The 20,628-nt window shown below is 71.3% G+C and carries 19 protein-coding genes; 8 read left to right on the top strand and 11 right to left on the bottom strand.

Annotated features, from left to right (window positions below; translation table 11 throughout):
- Positions 1-129 precede the first annotated feature (129 nt).
- Complete coding sequence (locus IE269_RS23615; protein WP_189825119.1) at positions 130-987, top strand: COG4315 family predicted lipoprotein; 858 nt, start codon at positions 130-132, stop codon at positions 985-987.
- Between the two features lie 100 nt (positions 988-1,087).
- Here the strand turns inward: IE269_RS23615 and IE269_RS23620 are convergent, their stop codons facing one another.
- The 6 genes from IE269_RS23620 to rsmI all read right to left on the bottom strand — a co-directional run bounded on the left by IE269_RS23620 (position 1,088) and on the right by rsmI (position 7,424).
- Positions 1,088-1,996, bottom strand: a complete 909-nt coding sequence (locus IE269_RS23620) for a 4-(cytidine 5'-diphospho)-2-C-methyl-D-erythritol kinase (protein ID WP_189825120.1) — start codon at positions 1,994-1,996, stop codon at positions 1,088-1,090.
- Positions 1,993-2,865, bottom strand: a complete 873-nt coding sequence (rsmA, locus tag IE269_RS23625) for a 16S rRNA (adenine(1518)-N(6)/adenine(1519)-N(6))-dimethyltransferase RsmA (protein WP_189825121.1) — start codon at positions 2,863-2,865, stop codon at positions 1,993-1,995. The genes IE269_RS23620 and rsmA overlap by 4 nt, the downstream gene beginning before the upstream one ends.
- Positions 2,866-3,090: 225 nt before the next feature.
- Complete coding sequence (locus tag IE269_RS23630; protein WP_438817617.1) at positions 3,091-4,743, bottom strand: resuscitation-promoting factor; 1,653 nt, start codon at positions 4,741-4,743, stop codon at positions 3,091-3,093.
- 162 nt (positions 4,744-4,905) lie between these two features.
- Positions 4,906-5,853 carry a TatD family hydrolase gene (locus tag IE269_RS23635; protein ID WP_189825122.1) on the bottom strand — a complete coding sequence of 316 codons (948 nt, stop codon included), beginning with the start codon at positions 5,851-5,853 and terminating at the stop codon, positions 4,906-4,908.
- A 47-nt stretch (positions 5,854-5,900) separates the two neighbouring features.
- Entirely contained in the window at positions 5,901-6,236 is a 336-nt protein-coding gene (locus IE269_RS23640; protein WP_189825391.1) for a hypothetical protein, read from the bottom strand.
- Positions 6,237-6,494: 258 nt separating this feature from the next.
- On the bottom strand, positions 6,495-7,424 hold the full coding sequence (gene rsmI, locus IE269_RS23645) for a 16S rRNA (cytidine(1402)-2'-O)-methyltransferase (protein WP_189825123.1): 930 nt from the start codon (positions 7,422-7,424) through the stop codon (positions 6,495-6,497).
- 153 nt (positions 7,425-7,577) lie between these two features.
- Between rsmI and IE269_RS23650 the strand changes: the two genes are divergently transcribed.
- From IE269_RS23650 to IE269_RS23675, 6 genes are all read left to right on the top strand, one after another.
- A complete protein-coding gene (locus IE269_RS23650) occupies positions 7,578-9,341 on the top strand; it encodes a dolichyl-phosphate-mannose--protein mannosyltransferase (protein WP_189825124.1) in 1,764 nt (587 codons plus the stop codon).
- Between the two features lie 189 nt (positions 9,342-9,530).
- On the top strand, positions 9,531-11,177 hold the full coding sequence (locus IE269_RS23655) for a penicillin-binding transpeptidase domain-containing protein (protein WP_189825125.1): 1,647 nt from the start codon (positions 9,531-9,533) through the stop codon (positions 11,175-11,177).
- A 142-nt stretch (positions 11,178-11,319) separates the two neighbouring features.
- Positions 11,320-11,823, top strand: coding sequence for a YbaK/EbsC family protein (locus IE269_RS23660; RefSeq protein ID WP_189825126.1), 504 nt, complete (start codon positions 11,320-11,322; stop codon positions 11,821-11,823).
- A complete protein-coding gene (locus IE269_RS23665) occupies positions 11,820-12,671 on the top strand; it encodes a DMT family transporter (protein ID WP_189825127.1) in 852 nt (283 codons plus the stop codon). The genes IE269_RS23660 and IE269_RS23665 overlap by 4 nt, the downstream gene beginning before the upstream one ends.
- Before the next feature lie 302 nt (positions 12,672-12,973).
- Positions 12,974-13,525 (top strand): RNA polymerase sigma factor, encoded by a 552-nt coding sequence (locus IE269_RS23670; RefSeq protein ID WP_189825128.1) that lies wholly within the window; start codon positions 12,974-12,976, stop codon positions 13,523-13,525.
- Positions 13,525-14,541 carry a hypothetical protein gene (locus IE269_RS23675; protein ID WP_189825129.1) on the top strand — a complete coding sequence of 339 codons (1,017 nt, stop codon included), beginning with the start codon at positions 13,525-13,527 and terminating at the stop codon, positions 14,539-14,541. Before IE269_RS23670 ends, IE269_RS23675 begins: the two co-directional genes overlap by 1 nt.
- A gap of 108 nt (positions 14,542-14,649) precedes the next feature.
- Here IE269_RS23675 and IE269_RS23680 read toward each other — a convergent pair whose 3' ends face one another.
- Positions 14,650-15,288 carry a peptidase inhibitor family I36 protein gene (locus tag IE269_RS23680; protein ID WP_189825130.1) on the bottom strand — a complete coding sequence of 213 codons (639 nt, stop codon included), beginning with the start codon at positions 15,286-15,288 and terminating at the stop codon, positions 14,650-14,652.
- A gap of 287 nt (positions 15,289-15,575) precedes the next feature.
- On the opposite strand from IE269_RS23680, the gene IE269_RS23685 reads away from it, so the two are divergent.
- Entirely contained in the window at positions 15,576-16,469 is an 894-nt protein-coding gene (locus IE269_RS23685; protein WP_189825131.1) for a D-alanyl-D-alanine carboxypeptidase family protein, read from the top strand.
- A gap of 77 nt (positions 16,470-16,546) precedes the next feature.
- On the opposite strand, the gene IE269_RS23690 is transcribed toward IE269_RS23685, so the two are convergent.
- From IE269_RS23690 to IE269_RS23705, 4 genes are all read right to left on the bottom strand, one after another.
- A complete protein-coding gene (locus tag IE269_RS23690; protein WP_189825132.1) occupies positions 16,547-17,722 on the bottom strand; it encodes a serine hydrolase domain-containing protein in 1,176 nt (391 codons plus the stop codon).
- 119 nt (positions 17,723-17,841) lie between these two features.
- Positions 17,842-18,612 carry an energy-coupling factor ABC transporter ATP-binding protein gene (locus IE269_RS23695; protein ID WP_189825133.1) on the bottom strand — a complete coding sequence of 257 codons (771 nt, stop codon included), beginning with the start codon at positions 18,610-18,612 and terminating at the stop codon, positions 17,842-17,844.
- Positions 18,597-19,361, bottom strand: coding sequence for a cobalt ECF transporter T component CbiQ (gene cbiQ, locus IE269_RS23700; protein ID WP_189825134.1), 765 nt, complete (start codon positions 19,359-19,361; stop codon positions 18,597-18,599). The genes IE269_RS23695 and cbiQ overlap by 16 nt, the downstream gene beginning before the upstream one ends.
- Position 19,362: 1 nt before the next feature.
- Positions 19,363-20,418 (bottom strand): energy-coupling factor ABC transporter permease, encoded by a 1,056-nt coding sequence (locus tag IE269_RS23705; RefSeq protein WP_189825135.1) that lies wholly within the window; start codon positions 20,416-20,418, stop codon positions 19,363-19,365.
- Between the last annotated feature and the right edge of the window lie 210 nt (positions 20,419-20,628).

Genomic DNA, 20,628 nt, shown 5'->3' on the forward strand with positions numbered 1-20,628 from the left:
CCGGAAGCCGCGCACCGGAGCTCACGAGGGCCCGGAAGCCACCCGTACGGCCGTACCCGACAGGCCGAACCCCTCCCCCGGCGTTCTGCTGGACCCGTACCCCCGGTACCGACCCAGAGGCAGGACGTCATGCACACCCCCACCTCCCGCTCCCGCACCCGGATATCCACCGCCACGGCCGCCGCGGGCCTACTGCTCGCCCTCGGCGTCGGCAGCGGCACCGCGTACGCGCTCGACACCCCCACCGACCCCGGTGAGCTGACCGTCATCGACACCTCCGAGGGCAAGGCCCTCGCGGACAAGGACGGCAACGCCCTGTACACCTGGGCGGGCGACGAGAAGGACAAGTCGAACTGCACCGGCGACTGCGCCAAGACCTGGCCCGCCGCGACCGGCTACCCGACCAAGTCCTCCGACGTCACCGGTGACACCAACCAGATCGACCTCGCGGGCAGCGACAAGAAGCAGGTCGTCCTCGACGAGAAGCCGCTCTACTACTTCAAGGACGACGCCAAGCCCGGCGACACCAAGGGCAACGGTGTGAAGGGCCCCGACGGCAAGGTCTGGAGCCTGGTCGGCCCGGACGGCAAGGTCCTGGGTGCGGCGGCAGCCGCCGAGCCGGACGCGAGCGAGTCCCCGTCGGCCGACGCGAGCGAGTCGCCCTCCGCCGACGCGAGCGCCTCTCCCTCGGACGACGCATCGGCCTCGGCATCGGCCTCCGAGTCGGCCGCTCCCAGCGAGAGCACCGGCACGGGCACCGCCAAGCCGACCGCCCCGGTCGCCCCGGTCGCCCCCGGCGAGGCCACCAAGCCGGCCAAGCCGTCCCAGCCCGGCAAGGCGACCCCGTCCGGCGCGGTCAAGGCCGGCGCGGAGGTCACCGAGTCGAACGACAGCACCGGCATCCTGCTCGGCCTCGGTGCCGCGACGGCGATCGCAGCCGCCGGCACCACCTATGTCGTACGGCGCAGGAACGCGGGCCAGCACTGACACCGGCCCCCGGGGCGGGGGCGCTCAGGCCCTCGCCCCACTCCTGCCGGGGCCACCCCTGCCGGAACCACCCCTGCCGGGACTACCCCTGCTGCCGGGACTACAGCGCCACGGCCCCCGGCGCGGGCGCCACCGCCACCCGGGCCGCCACGCACGTTCCCGACGCCAGCAGCGCCTCGGCGATCCGGCCCGCCCCCTCGGCGTCCTTCGCCAGGAAGGCCGTCGTCGGCCCCGACCCGGACACGAGCGAGGCCAGCGCCCCGGCCTCCACCCCCTTCGCGAGGGTCCCGGCCAGCGAGGGACGCAGCGAGAGGGCCGCAGCCTGGAGGTCGTTGCTCAGGCTCGCCGCCAGCGCGGTCGCGTCTCCCGTACGCAGCGCCGCCAGCAGCTCCTCGGAAGCCTCCGGCTCCGGCACCTGAACCCCTGCGGTGAGCCGGTCGAACTCCCCGTACACGGCAGGGGTCGACAGCCCCCCGTCCGCGACGGCGAACACCCAGTGGAACTCCCCGCCCACCTCCAGCGGCGTGAGCTGCTCGCCCCGCCCGACGCCGAGCGCCGCCCCGCCGACGAAGGAGAAGGGCACGTCACTGCCCAGGTCGGCGCAGATGGCGAGGAGTTGTTCGTACGGGGTCTTCGTGCCCCACAGCACGTCGCAGGCCAGCAGCGCGCCGGCCGCGTCCGCGCTGCCGCCCGCCATGCCGCCCGCGACGGGGATGTCCTTGGCGATGTGCAGGTGGACGTCGGGGGTGAGGCCGTGCAGGTCGGCGAGGGCGACGGCGGCGCGGGCAGCGAGGTTGGTGCGGTCGAGCGGCACGTGCTCGGAGCCGGGTCCGGTGCAGGTGATCGTCAGCTCGTCCGCCGGGGTCGCCGTCACCTCGTCGTACAGGCCGACGGCGAGGAAGACGTTCGCCAGCGGGTGGAAGCCGTCACCGCGCACCCCGCCGACCGCCAGCTGCACATTCACCTTGGCGGGCACCCGTACGGTCACGCCCCGGCCTGCTTCCCTCACGCCTTGGCCTCCGCGATCCGTGCGAACTCCTCGACCGTGAGCGCCTCGCCGCGCGCCTGCGGCGAGATCCCGGCGGCGACGAGCGCGGCCTCGGCGGCGGCGGGCGAACCGGCCCACCCGGCGAGCGCGGCGCGCAGCGTCTTGCGGCGCTGGGCGAAGGCTGCGTCGACGACGGCGAACACCTCCTGGCGGGTGGCGGTCGTCGCGACCGGCTGGTCGCGCTTCACCAGCGACACGAGCCCGGAGTCGACATTCGGCGCGGGCCAGAAGACGTTGCGCCCGATGGACCCGGCGCGCTTGACGTCCGCGTACCAGTTCGCCTTGACGGACGGCACCCCGTACACCTTGTTGCCCGGCTTGGCGGCGAGCCGGTCGGCGACCTCCGCCTGCACCATGACCAACGTGCGCTCGATGGTCGGGAAGTGCTCCAGCATGTGCAGCAGTACGGGGACCGCCACGTTGTACGGGAGGTTGGCGACCAGCGCGGTCGGCTCGGCGGGCAGCTTCTCGACGAGCATGGCGTCGGAGTGCACCAGGTCGAACCGGTCGGCCTTCTGCGGCATCCGCGCCTGAATGGTGCTGGGCAGCGCGGCCGCCAGTACGTCGTCGATCTCGACGGCGACGACCCGGTCGGCCGCCTCCAGCAGGGCGAGCGTCAGCGAACCGAGCCCGGGCCCGACCTCGACCACGACGTCGTCGGGGCGCACTTCGGCCGTGCGGACGATGCGGCGGACGGTGTTGGCGTCGATGACGAAGTTCTGCCCGCGCTGCTTGGTGGGGCGTACGCCGAGGACTTCGGCCAGCTCGCGGATGTCGGCGGGGCCGAGGAGGGCGTGCTCCTGGGGGGCGGGGTGTTCAGGGGTGCTCACCGCACCAGCCTAAAGGGGCCCGCCCCCGGGAGCGGGCCCAGCGGGTTGCCATGCACGCGCATGGCAACCGACAGGCTGACGGTCACCATGCGTTCGCATGGGAACCGCCCGCCGACGGTGACCACGCACCCTCATGGCAGCCCACCGCTGACGGTCACCATGCACCTGCATGGGAACCGCCCACCACCAGTCACCATGCACCCGCATGAAAACCGACGTCGGCACCTACAGCTTGCGACCGCAGTGCGGCCAAGGACTCGCCCCGCGCTGGACGTACAGCTTCTTGGCGCGGAAGGTCTGCTCGGCGGCGGGGGCCTCGTGCGCGGCGCCCGTTCCGCCCAGGGACTGCCAGGTCTGGCGGTCGAACTGGTAGAGGCCGCCGTAGGTGCCGGTCGGGTCAGTGACGTTCGCCCGGCCCCCCGACTCGCACTGCGCGAGCCCGTCCCAGTTCAGGCCGTCCGCGCCCGCCACCGATGTCGGCATCGGCTTGGTCCCGACCCGTACCACCTGGTCGACGGGCTCCCGGGCGATCTCCTCGGAGAACTTCTTCGGCTTCTGCTTGACCCCGTTGACCGTCCTCAGCACGTACGTGACCTTGCGGGACCCCTTCACCCCGGCCCGCTCGACCTCCTCCGTGCCCTTGAAGATCGACGCGTCGTCCTTGCGGATCACCTTGAAGTCGATGGGCTCCTCACGGATCTCCTTGCTGCCGGTGATGCGCATGACGGTGACCGTCTGCCCGTCGCGCGGGAAGCTGTCCATGGGGACGGACGTGGTGTCCTCGGTGCCCAGCGAGATGCCGGCCTCGCCGACCGCCTCCTCGACGGTCGCCGCGTTGGTGCGGATGGTGTGCTCGCGGCCGTCGGCCATGACGGTCAGGGTGCGTTCCGTACGGACGTCCAGGGTCAGCCCCTTGCGCCCGATGGCCGCCGACCGGGACGCCGACAGGTAGGCGCCCTCCGCCCGCACCCCGAACTGCTTGAGCGCACCGTCGACGGTCTGCGCCGTCGTCCACACCTGCCGCCGCTCGCCGTCCAGCGTGAGGACGACCGGCCGCCCGTACCGGACGACGACCTCGTCGCCGCTGGCGAGCGTCTGCCCCGGGCCGGGGGCCACCAGGTCGTGCTCGCCGATGTGGAGGCCCTCCTTCTCCAGGAGTTCGGTGACGTCGTCGGCGAAGGTGTGCAGGGTGCGCGGCGCACCGTCGACGCTCAGTTCGATGGCCTTGTCGTTGGCGACGAACGCGGAGGTGCCGCCCGCGAGGAACGCCACGACCAGCGCCTGCGGCACCAGCTTGCGGAAGGTGTCGGGCTTCTCGGTCCCGGCCGCCGCGCCCGCGCCGCCCTTGCGCCGCCGGGCCGCCCGCCGCCCGTCGCCGGCCCGGCCACCGTCGCCGTCGCCGTCGCCCTCGGGGTCGTCCACGTCGTCGGGCCGGGCGGCCTGGAGCGCGGCGGAGACGGGGTGCTGGCGCGGGAGGAGCGGTTCGTCGGTGGCGGGCGGGGTGCGGTCGTAGAGGCCGCTCGCGGAGCCGGGCCCGGCGTCGCACTCCGCCGTGTACGGCTCGTACGCCCTCGGCGCGTCCAGGCCGTGGTCCGGCCCGTGGCTCTGTCCGTGGCTCTGGCCCTGCGGGTAGGTCACGTACGGGTCCTGCACGGCGGTCCCGTAACTCCCGTACGCGTCGTACGCGACCGGGGCGCCCTGCTGCCCGGCGCCGTACCCCTCGTAGGAGGACGCCCCTTCGTAGGGGGACCCCTCGTACGGGCCAGCCCCGTACGCCGCCCCCTCGTGCCCGGTGGCGTACGGCTGCGGCTCGTACTGCGGCTTGTACGTCCCGTACTGCGCGTCGTACGACAGCGCACCACCCTGCGTATTGCTCACGTCGCTCCCGGTCCGCGCGAATCCGCCCGACGGGCAGACCGGTGTCCCGGCCTGCCACTGCTGCGGGCCGGGACACTAGCGGAGCGACCGTCACTCTCCAAAGCGACGCGGCTACGCAGGGTTGCGCGACGAACTGCCGTGCGAAGGCGGCGGAGCTGGGGCTCAGTAGCCGAACGCGCGTGCCGTGTTGGCGGCGATCGCCGTCGCCATCGCGTCCTCGTCGACACCCTTGACGGCGGCCATCGCGCGCACGGTGATCGGGATGAGGTACGGGGCGTTGGGCCGCCCTCGGTAGGGGGCCGGGGTGAGGAACGGTGCGTCGGTCTCCACCAGCACCCGGTCGAGGGGGGCGACGGCCAGCGCGTCGCGCAGCGGCTGCGCGTTCTTGAAGGTGACCGTGCCGGCGAAGGACAGGTAGTAGCCCTGGGCCGCGCAGATCTCGGCCATCGCCGCGTCCCCGGAGTAGCAGTGGAAGACGGTCCGTTCGGGCGCGCCCTCCTCGTCCAGCACGCGCAGGACGTCCGCGTGGGCGTCCCGGTCGTGGATGACGAGCGCCTTGCCGTGCCGCTTGGCGATCTCGATGTGGGCGCGGAAGGAACGCTCCTGCGCAGCCTTGCCCTCCGGTCCCGTACGGAAGTAGTCGAGGCCGGTCTCGCCGACGCCGAGCACGTGCGGGAGGGCGGCGAGGCGGTCGATCTCGGCGAGCGCGTCGTCGAGCGCACCGTCGCCGCCGCCGGGGCGGGCGCCCTGCCGGGACCAGCCGTCGGGGTCGCCGAGGACGATGCGCGGGGCCTCGTTGGGGTGCAGGGCGACGGCCGCGTGGACGTTGTCGTACGTCGCCGCCGTCTCGGCTGCCCACTGGGAGCCCTTCACGTCGCAGCCCACCTGCACCAGGGTCGTCACCCCCACCGAGGCGGCCATGGCGAGGGCCTGCTCGACGGTGGTGTCCTGCATGTCCAGGTGGGTGTGCGAGTCGGCGACCGGCACGCGGAGCGGCTCGGGCGCGGGCGGCGCGGTCTTCTTGTCGGCCGCTGACTTCTTGTCGACCGCTGTCTGCTTGTCAGCAGCAGTCTTCTTGTCGACATTGTCGCCGACAGGGCGGGGGCTCATGCGGTCGATCCTACGAAAGCGCCGCCGGCCCCCGGACCTCCACGGGACTAGTGCTGCTTGCGGTGGAAGGGGTGCAGCAGGTCAGAGAGGTGCCAGTGGTGCGGCTCGCGCGGCTGCGGGACGTCGGCGTCCTCGGACTCCGCGGGAACGGGTCCGGCGGCGGAGACGGTCTCGGCGTTGCGCCGCTGGAGGTCCTGGATGGACGACACCTGGCCGGAACGCATGATGCGCACGACCGTGCCGCCGCAGTTGAGGCAGGAGGGACGGGACAGCGGGGAGGGCACGCGCTCGCCGTTCGCGCGGTACACGACGAAGGGGTGACCGGAGCCGTCCGTGTGGTGCTCTATCTCGTACGCCTGCTCCCAGCCGTGGCCGCACTTCATGCACGCGAAGGCGTACGCCTCCTGGACCGAACCGTGTGCCGAGCCGTGTGCCGTGCTCTGCTTCGTGCCCTGTGCCGCTGCGCCCTGCGCCGTGATGCTGCCGGCTGCGCTCTGCGCGATCTCGCTCATGCCAGCTCCTTTCCACTCACCTCCAGTGGACGCCTTTTCGGACCGGGGCGCGACAGACCTGTCAAAACGTGGGGAGCATTTGACGTCCGCCTGAGAAAGTTGGCTTATACACGGGATTCGCTTTGCTTTTCAAGACGCGCCTTTACCTTCCCCCGTCCCGGCGCCCTGCGCCCGAGCCGCGTTCTTTGCCGCGACGACCGCATCGAACACCTCTCGCTTGGGCAGCCCGGCCTCGGCGGCGACAGCGGCGATGGCCTCCTTGCGCCGCTCCCCCGCCTCCTCGCGCACCTGCACCCTGCGCACCAGCTCATCGGCGTCGAGCTCGGCGGGCCCGGCCTCGGGCGCACCCTCCACGACGACGGTGATCTCGCCGCGCACGCCCTCCGCCGCCCACTCGGCCAGCTTCTTGAGGGGCCCGCGCTTGACCTCTTCGTACGTCTTGGTCAGCTCGCGGCAGACGGCCGCCCGCCGGCCCTCGCCGAACACCTCGGCCATGGCGGCGAGGGTGTCGTCGAGCCGGTGCGGGGCCTCGAAGTACACGAGGGTGCGCCGCTCGTCGGCGACCTCCCGCAGCCTGCCGAGCCGCTCGCCCGCCTTGCGCGGCAGGAACCCCTCGAAGCAGAAACGGTCCACCGGCAGCCCCGACAGCGCGAGCGCGGTGAGCACGGCGGACGGACCCGGCACGGCCGTGATCTTCAGGTCCTTCTCGACGGCGGCCGCCACCAGCCGGTACCCGGGGTCGGACACCGACGGCATCCCGGCGTCCGTCACCAGCAGCACGCGTGCGCCGCCCTCCAGGGCCTCGACCAGTTCGGGCGTGCGCGCCGACTCGTTTCCTTCGAAGTACGAAACGACCCGCCCGGTGGTGAACACGCCGAGCGCCTGCGTCAGCCGCCGCAGCCGACGGGTGTCCTCGGCGGCGATGACGTCGGCGGCCTCCAACTCCTTGGCCAGCCGGGGCGGGGCGTCGGAGACGTCCCCGATGGGCGTCCCGGCGAGGACGAGGACCCCCGCGGAGGCGGCGGAGGCGGACGCGGTGGGTGCAGTCGATCCAGTCACGCCCCCATCCTCCCAGGGGATGCACGAAGCCTCCGCCCGCGAGCATCCACGAGAGCCGTCCACGAGAGCCCGCCGGAGCGCCTGCCGACACCCGCCCCCGCCCCGCCCGGCCTGACGGGCGACGCGCACAGCCTCGTTCCCTACCATGGCGCGGTGACGAGTACAGCGCCCCCAGCCCAGCACGGACGGGCCCCGCAAGAGGAGCCGCCCTCCTGGCAGCGAAGGCTGCGCCGGTTCGGCTACGTGCCCCGGACGACGACGGGACTGCGCGAACGCCTGGTCCCCCCGTACGCCGTCATGCCGTACCGCGCACACGTGTGGCACTTCCTGCGCGTCTCGCCGACGGCCTTCCACGCCGTACTGCGCCTGATGCCGTGGGGCGGGCCGCTGCTGGTCGCCCTCCTCGCGGGCGTGCTGCGCTTCTGGAATCTCGGCAGCCCCAAGGCGGTGATATTCGACGAGACGTACTATGCGAAGGACGCGTGGGCGCTGGTCCACCAGGGCTACGAGGGCAGCTGGCCGAAGGACATCGACAAATCGGTTTTGTCATCGCCGGGGTCGGTGGTGATCCCCACCGACCCCGGGTACGTCGTCCACCCCCCGGTCGGCAAATGGCTGATCGGCTGGGGCGAACAGCTCTTCGGCTTCACCCCCTTCGGCTGGCGCTTCGCGGTCGCGGTGCTCGGCACGCTCTCCGTCCTCCTGCTGTGCCGCATCGGCCGCCGCCTGTTCCGCTCGACGTTCCTCGGCTGCCTGGCGGGTCTGCTGCTGGCCGTCGACGGCCTGCACTTCGTGATGAGCCGCACGGCGCTGCTCGACCAGGTGCTGATGTTCTTCGTGCTGGCGGCGTTCGGCTGCCTGCTGGTCGACCGCGACCGCAGCAGGCAGCGGCTGGCCGACGCACTGCCGGTGGACGCCGACGGCATCCTGCGCCCGTCGTCCGAAGTGGCCTCCCGGCTACGGCTCGGCCTGCGCCCGTGGCGTCTGGCGGCCGGCCTCTGCCTGGGCCTCGGCTTCGCCACCAAGTGGAGCGGCCTCTACACACTGGTCGTGTTCTGCCTGCTCACCGTCCTGTGGGACGTGGCCGCACGCCGTACGGCCGGGGCCCGGCGCCCGTACACCACCGTCCTCAAGCGGGACGTCCTCCCCGCCTTCCTCTCCACGGTCCCGGTGGCAGTACTGACGTACATCGCCTCCTGGACGGGCTGGATCCTCACCTCGAAGGGCTACTTCCGCGACTGGGCGAAGGGCCGCGCCGGCCTCTCCCCCGACCACCTCGGGCCGATCCCGCTCCCGCAGTTCGACATGACGTGGGTGCCGGAGTGGCTGCGCAGCCTGTGGCACTACGAGAGCGAGGTCTACACCTTCCACATCGGCCTGACCTCGGGCCACACCTACCAGTCCAACCCCTGGTCGTGGATCCTGGTCGGCCGCCCGGTCTCGTACTACTACGAGTCCCCCAAGCCCGGCTTCTCCGGCTGCCCGCGCACGGAGACCGAGAAGTGCGCCAGCGAGGTCCTCGCCCTCGGCACCCCCCTCCTCTGGTGGGCGGCAGCCTTCGCCCTCCTCTACGTCCTGTGGCGCTGGTTCTTCCGCCGCGACTGGCGGGCGGGGGCGATCCTCGCGGGGGTGGCGGCGGGCTGGCTCCCCTGGTTCCTCTACCAGGAACGGACGATCTTCTTCTTCTACGCAGTCGTCTTCGTCCCCTTCCTCTGCCTCGCCGTCGCGATGATGGCGGGCGCCATGCTGGGCCGCCCGGGCGCGGACGAACGCCGCCGGGCGGTGGGGGCGATCGGGGTGGGCGTGCTGGTGCTGCTCATCGTCTGGAACTTCATCTACTTCTGGCCGATCTACACGGGCCAGACGATCCCGATCGACGAGTGGCGGCACCGGATGTGGCTGGACACGTGGATCTAGCGGGCGGCTCTCCGGGGGCAGGTGAGGGGCCGCACTCGCGGTGACGAGGGGCCGCACTCTCGGTGTAGCCCGCACGTACCAGTCGCATAACGCGCAGCACTCCTGTCACCCCCACCCCGTAGAGTCACTCCCCGATGACTGCCGGGCAGCACAAAGGCTCCCGGTGAGCTCCTGGGGAGGGGACTGCGCATGCGCAGCGGAGCCAAGGTCGCCGTCGTGGGCGGCGCATTTGTCCTGGTCGCGGGTGGTGTCGGCTACGGCGGCTACAACCTGTACACCGGCATGACCGGAGGCAGCGGGTCCGGCAGTTCGGGGCAGAGCAACATCAGTACCCAGAACGAACCCGCCAAGACCGGCCCCCCGTCCCAGGACGAGATCCGCACCGCCTCCCAGGCCTTCTTCGCCGCCTGGTCCAAGGGCGAGCCCGAGACCGCCGCGCAGCTCACCAACAACGCGGTCGAGGCCACGACCGTCCTGGCCGCGTTCGCCGACGAGGCCCACATATCGGGCCTGAAGATCACCCCCGGTACGGCGACGGGCGCGAAGGTGCCGTTCACCGTCACGGGCAAGGTGGGCACCGAGGACGCTGCCGCCAAGCCCCTGTCGTACCAGAGCGCACTGACCGTCGTACGCGGAAAGACGACCGGCAAGGCGCTCGTCGACTGGCAGCCGACCGTCATCCACCCCGAGCTGAAGAAGGGCGAGACGCTCAAGACGGGCACCGCCTCCGCGCCGCCCATCAAGGCCGTCGACCGCAACGGCAAGGAGCTGACGAAGGAGGACTACCCCTCCCTCGGCCCGGTCCTGGAGCAGCTCCGCAAGAAGTACGGCGAGCAGTCGCACGGCAAGCCGGGCGTCGAGCTGTACATCGAGCCCGCCCAGCCGGAGCAGCCCGCGCGCACGCTCCTCACGCTCTCCAAGGGCGAGCCGGGCAAGCTGCAGACGACCATCGACGCGGGGGTGCAGGCGGTGGCGGAGAAGGCGGTGAAGCGGTTCAAGGGCAGTTCGGTCGTCGCCCTGAACCGGCAGACCGGCGCGATCCGGGCCATCGCCGACAACCACGACTCGGGGTTCGGCGTGTCGGTCGGCGGCACCACGCCCCCCGGTTCGACCCTCAAGATCATGACCGCCGCGATGCTGCTCGAAAAGGGCATCGTGAGCCCGGGCTCGACGGTCGAGTGCCCGGCGGACGTGACGTACGAAGGCCGCACGATCAACAACCTGAACCACAAGGGTTACGGGAACATCCCCTTCTCCAGGGCCTTCGCCGTCTCCTGCAACAGCGCCTTCATCAAGCAGATCGTCAAGGTCAAGGACGACGGTGCGCTGCCCGCCTTCGCCGCGTCGCACTTCGGAATCGGTACGGAGTGGAAGACCGGCATCGCCACCTTCGACGGCAGGATTCCGCCGGGCCAGGGGGGCGAGGCCGCCTCCCAGTACATCGGCCAGGGCCAGACCCAGTTCAACCCGCTGAACATCGCCTCGATCACCGCGACGGCGACCACGGGCCGGTTCCGCCAGCCGTACGTCGTCCCCGCCGAGCTCGACGACCGCCCCTTCGCGAAGGCCTCGCCCCTGTCCCCCGCGACCGTCCAGGGCATCCGCTCGATGATGCGCCTGACCGCGACCTCCGGCACGGCCGCCAAGGCGATGGGTTCGGTCGGCGGCGACAAGGGCGCCAAGACCGGTTCCGCCGAACTGGACGGCCAGAAGACGTCCGACAGCTGGTTCACCGGGTACGCGGGTGACCTGACGGCGGCGGCGATGGTCCTCAAGGGCGGCCACGGCGGCGACGCCGCAGGCCCGATCGTGGCAAATGTCCTCAACGCCCGCTGACGTCCCCAACCCCCCTTGATCCACCACGACTTACCGAATAATCATTCCCAAAGTCATCCCCTGGTCACGCTTTAGTCATTCCTTGGGTCATTCCTTGGAACACACTCGCCCGGCCCGCACGCAGAGCAGTAGCGTGCGGGCCATGAGCACTTCACAACCCCCTCCCGTTCACCCCCTGTTCGCCACCGCACTGGCCGAAATCGGGCTTTCCTCGCTCACTTCGGACGTACGTCACTTCCCCGACGCAACCCGCACCGCCGCCGAGGCGGCCGCCGCGATCGGCTGCGACACCAGCGAGATCGTCAAGTCCCTGATCTTCGAGGCGGACGGCGAACCGGTCCTCGTCCTGATGGACGGCTCCTCGCGGGTGGATGTGGATCTCGTACGTTCCGAACTCGGCGCGCAGAAGGTCAAGCGGGCGGGCGCCGACCTGGTGCGCGCCACCACCGGTTACGCGATCGGCGGCGTGCCCCCCTTCGGCCACATCACCCGCACCACCGTCCTCGCGGACCGCGGCCTGCTCACCCACCCCGTGGTGTGGGCAGCGGCCGGCACCCCGCACTCGGTGTTCCCGATGCCGCCGAAGGACCTGATCGCGCACGCGGGCGCGAAGCTGGCCGACGTGCGCGAGGGGTCCGCGTCGTGACCCCTCTCGTCATAGCCGCCGTCCTGCTGGCCGCCGTCACGCACGCGAGCTGGAACGCCATCGCGCACAACATCAAGGACCAACTGGTCTCCTTCACCCTGATCTCCGGCGGCGGCCTGCTGATCGGCCTGGTCATGGGCATCTTCGTGCCCTTCCCGGCCGCCGAGGCGTGGCCCTACCTGATCCTCTCCGCCGCGCTGCACGTCGCGTACATGCTCCTGCTGATGCGCTCCTTCACGCTGGGCGACTTCGGCCAGATGTACCCGATCGCACGCGGCACGGCCCCGCTCGCCGTGACCGCACTGGCCGCGGTCTTCGCCGACGAGATCCCGACCGGCTGGCAGCTCGCGGGCGTTGCGGTGGCCTGCACGGGTCTGGTCGGGGTGGCCCTCTGGGGCATCCGAGGCTCGGGCAAGAAGCCCCAATGGGCCGCGATCGGCGCCGCGTTGGCCACGGGCCTCGCCATCGCCCTCTACACGACCGTCGACGGCCTGGGCGTCCGCGCCTCCGGCACCTCGCTGGGCTACATCGCGTGGCTGATGGTCCTGGAGGGCATCTCGATCCCCGCCTACGCCATCTACCGCCGCCGCGCCCAACTGGTCTCCCAGGTCAAGCCCTTCGCCGTACGCGGCTTCATCGGCGCGGCCCTGTCCGTCGCCGCGTACGGCCTGGTCCTGTGGGCCCAGACCCGGGCCCCGCTCGCCCCGATCGCGGCGCTGCGCGAGTCGAGCATCATCGTGGGCGCGGCGATCGGCGCGATCTTCCTGAAGGAACGCTTCGGCGGACCGCGCATCGCCGCCGCCGGCCTGATGGTGGTGGGCATCGGCCTGATGCTGCAGGCGAGTTGACCGGCACGCTCGTACGTTCGCGAGGGTTACGGCCCCGGGGCCGACGTGCGGTCCGGGGCGTACGTCACCCGCCCGGGGGACCCCTGTGCACCTCAAGAACCGCATCCGTGCCGCGACCGTCCCCGGCACCGTCTCGGTCCTGGCGGCCACCGCCCTCGCCCTCGCGCCTGACGCGCGCCCCTGGCCGGGTGCGGCGGGCAGGCCCCCTCGCCCCCGCACCTCACCGCCACCACCACCGCCCCGAGAAAATCCGTACGGCATGTAAGTCTCGGCCGTCCCCCGACACAAAGAGGGTGGAGGGGATGGTGATTCCGATCGACGACGAGCAGTCGTACACGGACTCCTACCGACTGCACTTCGCAGCCGTCGAGTCCTACATACGCAGGCGGGTGAACGCCGACGCCGCGCCCGACGTGGTGGCCGAGGTCTTCACCGTCGCCTGGCGCCGCTGGCACGAAGCGCCCCGGGAGCGGTTGCTGCCCTGGCTGTACGGAGTGGCCCGGCTGACGCTGGCCAACGCCTACCGCGACGAGCGGCGGCGCGCGCAGCTCGCCGGGAGCCTCGCCGAGGTGACGGCCGAGCACGTCGCCGACCATGCCGCCGACGTGACCGAACGGCTCGCCGTCGCCGCGGCCTTCGACGGGATGAACCCCGCCGACCAGGAAGTGCTGCGGCTGGACATCTGGGAGGGCCTGCCGCCGCGCGACGCGGCGGTGGTCCTGGGCTGTACGACGGCCGCGTTCCACGTACGTCTGCACCGGGCGCGGCGCCGGTTCCGGCAGGCGGTGACGACGGCGACCGAACCGTTTCCGGCGCAGCAAGAGGTCCTCGCGGCCGAATGGGGGGCACGATGATGAACGGCAATGCTCTGCACACGTTGAAGGCGCTGGATCCGGCGGGCGGGTCCCAGGTGCATGCCTCGCCCACGGATCGCGAGCGGCTGCTGGCGAACGTACTGAACACGTCCAGGCCCGCACCCGGCCCCGCCGCCGGACTCCTGCGCCGGTGGCGGTGGCCGCTGGCCGGAGTCGCGGTGGCGACCTCGCTCGCGGTGGCCGTGTCGACGTACACCCTCTTCGGACCCAACGCCCAGCCCGCACAGGCGATGACGCCGCCGCCCCTGCGGTACGCCCCGGGCAGCGAGTCGCCCCGGGCGGTGCTGGAGCGGCTGGCGGTGGTCGCGCTCAAGGACACCTCCCGGGTGCCTGCCGGGAGCAGCCTGTACCTCAAGCACCAGGGGTGGGCGCTGTCGACGCGGATCGGCCAGATCCAGGTCACCTCGGCGATCGTGCCGTCGGAGCGGGAAACCTGGAAGAAGGCCGACGGATCGATGAGGTGGAAGCAGCGGACGCTGCCTCCTCGCTTCCAGAACGCCCACGACGAGGAGGTGTGGTCGGACGCGGGCGCCGTCGGCGAGGATCCGCAGTTCACCGAGGACGCCACGGGGCCGGTGAACGCCAACGACCCGCTCAACCGGCCCGCCCCGGAAGAACCGCGGGCCATGGGCAAGTGGCTGCTGGCCAGCCAGGAGTACGCCGGCACGGCCGAGGCCTTCGACTCCGTGGCGGCCCACAACCTGGACGAGCTGTGGAACGGCCGGCAGCGCGCGGCCATGCTCCGCTTCCTCGCCACCCGTACCGACGTCACGTACCGCGGCAAGGTCACCGACCGCGCGGGCCGCGCGGGGCAGGCGGTCTCCGTCGACTCCGCCTACGGCGGCCTGCCGACGAAGTACACCCTGATCCTCGACGAGTCGAACGGCAAGGTGCTCGCGTACGAGGAGGAGCTCACCACGACCGCCGGGGCGCTCAACGTGAAGGTGCCGTCCGTGATCTCGTACTTCTGCTTCCTGACCGCACGTGTCGACTGACACGCCGGGGGCGGAGGGTGACACGCCGGGGCGGAGTGCCGTCCGACGGTCCGGCCGAACGGTCCGGCCGACGCCGTACAGCAGCAAGCGGGTCGGCCGGACCGGGTGTCAGGACGCGGTGAAGCAGTCCGCGATGTTGTTCATGGATCCCACGGAGGCGGCTCTGGTGTGCGCGGGCTCCGTCCAGCGGTGCTCGACGCACGAGTTGCTGTCACCTGCGCGGGTTCTGCTGTAGACCCTGACGTTCAGCTCGCCCCTGTTGGACCAGGACGAGGTCTTGTTGATGAAGCCGTAGTCGCCGAAGTCCACGTCCCAGGTGTGCGGGGCGTTCCACTGGAGGCGTCGCCCCGTGTAGCTGGTGCCGTCGTAGAAGCAGTACCAGTCGTTGCCGAAGGTCTCGGTGGGGCAGCTGTCGGCGGCCGGCGCGGCGGACGGCTTCTCCCTCGTCGTGGCGGGCAGGCCCGCGATCTGCGCCTGGAGCTTCTGGGCGGCGGGGCTGCTCACCCGGGCCCGCTCCTCCCCGGGGAGGGTGAAGGACATGATGGCCCGGCCGCCGTGCCAGGCGATCTCGTTGCGGCTGATCTGCACGCCGCCCTTGGTGGTGGCCAGGACCTCGTCGATCTCCTGCTGGAGCGTGTCCGCGGAGGCCGCCGGGGCTGCCGCGCCCGCCTGGGACGTACCGAAGACGGTGGCCGCCACGACGGCGACCGCGCAGATGGAGCGTGCTTGCCTGCTGAGCCTGAGCATGAAACATCTCCCTGCTCCCGGGCCACTCACCCGAGGACCACGAGATGCTCACACGAGGTGCAGACGTCACCCCAGCCTCTTTTCCCCAACCCCGTCCGACTCATTTGCGCCAACAACCCCCCACACAAAGGGCATTGACTGCTCGGCGCACACGTGTTCACATCACGGAAAGGTAAGGATCCGGTAAAGACCCACGTCGCACCACATCCATTCGACCTTCACAGGCGTCACACGTGCAGGCGGCCCCCTCATGCGGCCCCCCATTAAGGGCATTTGGAGCATCCACGTTGAAAACTGGAATCAAGACGATCTGTCGCATAACGGCGACGCTCGTCACCGCCGGCTCGGTCATGACCGCCGGGGCGCTCGTCGCTCCGGCCGCTCAGGCCGCGGCTCCCAAGGCGCCGTCGATCGTCGCCAAGGGCGGCTTCCTGATGGACAGCGCATCGGGACGCACGTACTTCTCGAAGGCCGGCGACACCCGGCTCTCGACCGGTTCCACGACGAAGATCATGACCGCTCAGGTGGTGCTCTCCACCAAGGGGCTGAACCTCGACACCAAGGTCACGATCCAGAAGGCGTACAGCGACTACATCGTCCGCAAGGGCGCGTCGTCGGCGCGGCTGATCGTCGGTGACAAGGTGTCGGTGCGGTCGCTGCTGTACGGGCTGATGCTGCCGTCGGGCTGCGACGCGGCGTACGCGCTGGCCGACAAGTTCGGGTCGGGCTCGACGCGTGACGCGCGGGTGAAGTCGTTCATCGGGAAGATGAACACGACCGCGAAGAGCCTGGGGATGAAGAACACGAAGTTCGACTCCTTCGACGGCATCGGCAACGGCGCCAACTACTCGACGCCCCGCGACCTTTCGAAGCTGGCGACCGCCGCGCTGAAGAACAGCAACTTCCGGGCGATCGTCAAGACGAAGTCGACCACGCAGCGGACCACCACCAAGAACGGTGGCTACCGCAACATGAGCTGGACCAACACCAACAAGCTGCTCGGCAGCTACAACGGTGCCATCGGCGTGAAGACGGGCTCCGGCCCGCAGGCGAAGTACTGCCTGGTCTTCGCGGCGACCCGCGGCAAGCGGACGGTGGTGGGCGCGGTGCTCGCGTCGACCAACGAGGCGAACCGTACGGCCGACGCGAAGAAGATCATGGACTACGGCTTCAAGCTGTAGGTCCGGTACGGCCTGATGTGGCTGTGGGAGCAGGGGCCGTCCTTCGGGGCGGCCCCTGCTGCGTTCACCGATGCGGTTCACCGATGCGCCAGGCTCTCCTTGACCGCCGCGATCAGCGCCAGCGCGCGCGGGTCGGCGGTGACTCCCTTGCGCAGTCCGTTGGTGACGTACCCCAGCGCGATGCCCGACTCCGGGTCGGCGAAGCCGAGCGAGCCGCCGCGCCCGGGGTGGCCGAAGGAGCCGGGGCCGAGCAGCGGGGACGCCGAACCGTGCAGCATGAAGCCCAGGCCGAAGCGGGTGTTGACGACCAGCACGCGGTCGGGTCCGGCGGATTCCTCGGTACGGGCGAGGGTGAGCGTCGCGGGCGCGAAGAGCCGGGGGCCGTCGTCGACCGGGCCGATCATCGCCGCGTAGCAGCGGGCGAGGGCGCGGGCGGTGGAGATGGCGCCGGAGGCGGGGAGTTCGGCGGCGCGGTAGGCGGCGTCGTTCTCGTCGGGGAGCGGGTCGATGGCCCCGAAGGCGCGGCGGGTGAGGGAGGCGGGGTCGGCGTACGCCTCGCTGACGGCGCGCTTGGGGCGGAGCTTGAGGCCGGTGGTGGACGGCGGCTCCTCGACGGGCGCGAGCCGCCCCACCCGGTGGGCCTCCTCCTCGGGCAGCCCGATCCAAAAGTCGAGGCCGAGCGGTCGGGCGATCTCCTCCGCCACCCAGCGGCCGATCGTCCGGCCGGTGACGCGTCGTACGAGTTCGGCGACGAGGAAGCTGTACGTCTGGGCGTGGTAGCCGTGGTCGGTGCCGGGTTCCCACACGGGGGCCTGGGCGGCGACCGCGCGGGCGCCGGACTCGCCGTCGCAGGCCTGGGCGGGGGTCAGGGGGTGGTCCAGCACCGGGAGTCCGGCGCGGTGCGAGAGCAGGTGACGTACGAGAACCCGCTCCTTGCCCGCGGCCTTGAACTCCGGCCAGTACGTGCCGACCGGCGCGTCGAGGTCGATCTGGCCGCGCTGGTGGAGGAGGAGGGGGACGGCGGCGGCTATGCCCTTGCCGGCGGAGCGGACGACCTGGGCGGTGTCGAGGGCCCAGGGGACGCTGCCGTCGACGTCGCGGGTGCCGCCCCACAGGTCGACGACCTTGTGGCCGTGGAGGTAGACGGCGACGGCGGCACCGCGGTCGCCCCGGTCGCGGAAGTTGCGCAGGAAGGCGTCCTTGACGGGTTCGAACCCGGCGAGCGTCGTGCCTCGGATGCCTTGGACGTCCACGCGTGTGCTCCGCTTCCTGGAGGGGTCGGGGTGGTGCTGGACACCATGGTGCAGGGTCGGGCGGGGCTCTTGCAGGTGGGGGCCGCCCCCGGTGGCGTGGGTCGGGGTCGGGGTCGGGGTCAGCGCACGCGGACCGACCGGGGGTCGAAGCCGAAGGGGAGTTCCAGGCGGTGCGCCCGCATGAGGTCCTCGTCCAGGAGGAGGTCCTGCGTGGGTGCGTCGGCGACGACCGTGCCCTCGCTGAGGACGACCGAGCGGGGGCACAGTTCCAGTGCGTACGGCAGGTCGTGCGTGACCATCAGGACGGTGACGTCCAAGTCGCGCAGGATGAGCGCGAGTTCCCGGCGGGCGGCCGGGTCGAGGTTGGAGGACGGCTCGTCGAGGACGAGGATCTCCGGGTGCATGGCGAGTACGGTCGCCACCGCGACCCGCCTGCGCTGGCCGAAGGAGAGGTGGTGCGGGGCCCGGTCGGCGAAGGCTTCCATGCCCACCCGCTCCAGGGCCTCCCGTACGCAGGTCTCCAGCGCGGCGCCGCGCAGTCCGGCCGCCGCGGGGCCGAAGGCCACGTCCTCGCGCACGGTCGGCATGAAGAGCTGGTCGTCGGGGTCCTGGAAGACGATGCCGACCCGGCGGCGGATCTCGGCGAGGTTGCGCTTGGCGACCGGGAGTCCGGCCACTTCGACCGTGCCGGCGCCGGCCGTCAGGATGCCGTTGAGGTGGAGGACCAGGGTGGTCTTCCCGGCGCCGTTGGGGCCGAGCAGGGCCACCCGCTCGCCCCGCTCGATCGTCAGGTCGACGCCGAACAGGGCCTGATGGCCGTCCGGGTAGGCGTACGCCAGTCCGCGTACGGCCAGCGAAGAAGTCGCGGTCACGCTCACACCATCACCCATCCCGTCAGACACACCAGCAACGCCGCCCCCGGCAGTACCCCCACCCGCGCCCACTGTGCGCGCGTGGCCACCGTCTCCTCCAGCACGGGCATGACGCCCGTGTACCCCCGGCTCACCATGGCCAGGTGCACGCGCTCGCCCCTTTCGTACGACCGGATGAACAGCGCGCCGGCGGTCTTCGCCAGCACCCCCCAGTGCCGTACGCCCCGGGCCTCGAAGCCCCGGGACCTGCGCGCGATCGACATCCGCTTCAGCTCACCGGCGATGACGTCCCCGTAGCGGATCATGAACGTCGCTATCTGTACGAGCAGTGGCGGGAGCCGCAACTTCTGTAGACCGTGCAGCAGTTCGCGCAGCTCGGTGGTGGAGGCGAGCAGCACGGAGGCGGCGACGCCGAGCGTGCCCTTGGCCAGGATGTTGAAGGCACCCCACAGCCCGGAGACGCTGAGCGAGACGCCCAGCACCTTGGTCTGTTCCCCCTGCGCGACGAACGGCATCAGGACGGCGAAGGCCACGAACGGCACCTCGACCAGCATCCGCGTCAACACATGACGGGCGGGCACCCGGGCGACGTACGCGACGGCCCCGAGCAGCACGGCGTACGCCGCGAAGGCCCACACGGCCTCGCGCGGTGTGGAGACGACGACCACCACGAAGGCGAAGACGGCGACGAGCTTGCAGTGCGGCGGCAGGGTGTGGACAGGACTGTCGACATGTCGGTAGAGCGCGTGAGCGTGACCTGCACCCATGTCAGACGCCGGTGGAGTCGGCGGTCTCCACGGCGTCCGTACGCCGCTTGCGGACCGCCCAGAAGACCCCGCTGCCGACGGCGACCGTCACCCCGACGCCGATGACCCCCGCGAGCCCGCCGGACAGGGAGCTGTCGCTGATGCCCCGGACGCTGTAGTCGGCGAGCGGGGAGTCGGCGGTGGCGTGCTCGCGGACGTTCTTGTCGATGCCCTGGTCGGCGGCGACCTTCTCCAGGCCGTCGGGGCTGGTCGACGCGTACAGCGACACGACACCGGCGAGGGCGAGCGCGGCCAGCAGCCCCACACCCCAGAAGCGCCGCGTGGAGCGGGCCGCGACGGGGACGGCCGCCGTGTCCGGAACCGGAGCGTCCACCAGCTCGCCGCCGACCCGCAGCTTCAGCGGCGCGCTGAGCCCGCGTGCGCCGAACACCAGGTCGGGCCGCACGGCGAGCACCGCGCCGACGGTGAGCGCGGTGATCGCCGCCTCGCCGATGCCGATGAGGACGTGCACGCCGACCATGGCGGTCAGCACCTTGCCGACGGGTACGTCGGTGGTCCCGCCGAGCGCGTACAGCAGGGTGAAGAAGGCGGCCGCCGTCGGCACGGAGACGAGCGCGGCGACGAAGGCGGACACCGTCACCGTGCGCCGCTTGCGCGGCAGGACCTTCACCAGGCCGCGGAAGATCCCGTACGAGACGAGGACGGTGATGACGCCCATGGTCGTGATGTTGACGCCGAGCGCGGTGAGGCCGCCGTCGGCGAACAGCACCCCCTGCATCAGCAGCACCACGGATATGCACAGGATGCCGGTCCACGGCCCGACCAGGATCGCCGCGAGTGCGCCGCCGAGGAGGTGACCGCTGGTGCCCGCCGCGACGGGGAAATTCAGCATCTGCACGGCGAAGACGAACGCCGCGACCAGGCCCGCCAGGGGCGCCGCGCGCTCGTCGGTCAGCTCGCGCCGGGCGCCGCGCAGGCCGAGACCGACGGCGGCGACGGCGGCGACACCGGCGGTCGCGGAGACGGGTGCGTTGATGAATCCGTCGGGGACATGCATGGCGGAACTCCCGAGTTCGAACCGCTACGGAGCGTGCAAGCGGACAGCCGTTCGATGATAGGGAGTTATTGCAAAGCGGTTGCAAAAGCTCCCTCTCGATAAGTACCCCTCCTGAGCGGCCGACAAGATGTCGATATTCGTTCGGACCGAAATATGGGACATTGGGTGTCAATTAACCGCGAATGTGAGTGTTGCGTACGTACGAGGTGA

Source organism: Streptomyces spiroverticillatus (assembly GCA_014650415.1).
Taxonomy (GTDB): Bacteria; Actinomycetota; Actinomycetes; order Streptomycetales; family Streptomycetaceae; genus Streptomyces; species Streptomyces spiroverticillatus.